The sequence below is a fragment of the Actinoplanes sp. NPDC048791 genome (genome assembly GCF_040650095.1).
Taxonomy (GTDB): Bacteria; Actinomycetota; Actinomycetes; order Mycobacteriales; family Micromonosporaceae; genus Actinoplanes.
This window is the reverse complement of sequence record NZ_JBEZGQ010001448.1, coordinates 1-1,648: the sequence shown is the minus strand read 5'-3', so window position 1 is coordinate 1,648 and position 1,648 is coordinate 1. Positions and strand designations below refer to the sequence as shown.

Sequence of the window (1,648 nt, the reverse complement as noted above, 5' to 3'; positions counted from 1 at the left end):
CGGCTGGGCCAGCGCCGGCCGCTTCCACCACGCGCAATCCCAGCTGCACCGCTTCCTCGCCCTCGGCGGCGGCTACACCGGCGCGCGCGACAACTACAGCTTCGCCGCGTCCAACGTGGCCCTGCCGCACCTGGTCGGCCACCGCGGCACGCACGCGATCATCCGGGGCGGCACCGACTGGCCGGTGATCGCCGCGCACACCGACCTGGTGGTCGCCTTCGGCGGCATCCGGGCCGCGACCAGCTACGTCACGCCCGGCGGCCGCGCCAACCACGATCTCCGCGAGCACCTGCGCACCGCCACGGCGCGCGGCCTGCGGGTCGCCTCGGTGTCACCGCTGCGCGACGACCTCGCCGCCGACCTGGCCGGTGACTGGCTCGCCGTCCGCCCCGGCACCGACGTGGCGGTGATGTTCGCCCTGGCCCACCAGCTCGTCGCCGACGGGCACGCCGACCTGGACTTCCTCGACCGGTACACGGTCGGCGGACGCCGGTTCCTGGCCGACGTGGCGGACAAGACTCCGGCCTGGGCCGCGGAGATCTCCGGGCTGGACGAGGCGGCGATCGTCGCGCTGGCCCGGCGGATGGCGGCCGGCCGCACGCTGATCACGGTCAGCTGGTCGCTGCAGCGCACCCGGCACGGCGAGCAGCCGCTCTGGGCCGGGCTCGCCCTGGCCGCGGTGCTGGGACAGATCGGGCTGCCCGGCGGTGGTTTCGGCCACGGGTACGGCTCAGTGGGTGAGGTGGGCGGAGGCAAGCTGCCGTACGGGCTCCCGACGTTCCCGCGGGGCCGCAACCCGGTGCCGGACTTCATCCCGTGCGCCCGGATCGCCGACCTGCTGCTGCACCCCGGCGAGGAGTTCGACTACGACGGCGGCCGGCACCGGTATCCGGACACGAGGCTCGTCTACTGGGCCGGCGGCAATCCGTTCCACCACCACCAGGACCTGAGCCGGCTGCGCCGCGCCTTCGCCCGGCCGGAGACGGTGATCGTGCACGAGCCGTACTGGACGGCGACCGCGCGCCACGCCGACGTGGTGCTGCCGGTCACCACCACCCTGGAACGCGACGACCTGGGCGCCGGCCGCGGCGACACCCACCTGATCGCCATGCAGCGCGCCGACGAGCCGTACGCCGAGGCCCGCGACGAGTACGACATCTTCGCCGACCTGGCCCAGCGGCTGGGCTACCGCGAGGCGCTCACCGAGGGGCGCACCAGCGGCGAGTGGCTGCGGCACCTGTACGAGGACTGGGGCGCCGACCTGGACCTGCCGGGCTTCGACGACTTCTGGGCGGCCGGCGAGGTGGAGCTGCCGGGAAGGCGCGCGGACACCGTACTGTTCGCCGGCTTCCGGGACGGGCGGCCGCTGGACACCCCGAGCGGCAGGATCGAGCTGTACTCGGCGACCGTGGCCGGTTTCGGCTACGACGAGTGCCCCGGCCATCCCGTATTCCACGAGCCGGAGCTGTCGCCGTACCCGATCGTTCTGATCTGCAATCAGCCCGCCTCGCGCCTGCACTCGCAGCTGGACATGGGCGGGTTTTCCCAGCAGGGCAAGGTCGCCGGGCGCGAGCCGCTGCGGTCCAGTTCGGCACCAACCACCAGGGCCATTTCGCGCTCACCGGCCTGGTGCTCGACCTGCTGCTGC

Annotated in this window: 1 protein-coding gene; it reads left to right on the top strand. The window is 73.8% G+C overall.

Annotation, left to right across the window (positions count from 1 at the left end):
• The coding region (locus AB0C29_RS47280; RefSeq protein WP_360834778.1) for a molybdopterin-dependent oxidoreductase at positions 1–1,648 on the top strand (1,648 nt) is incomplete at both ends.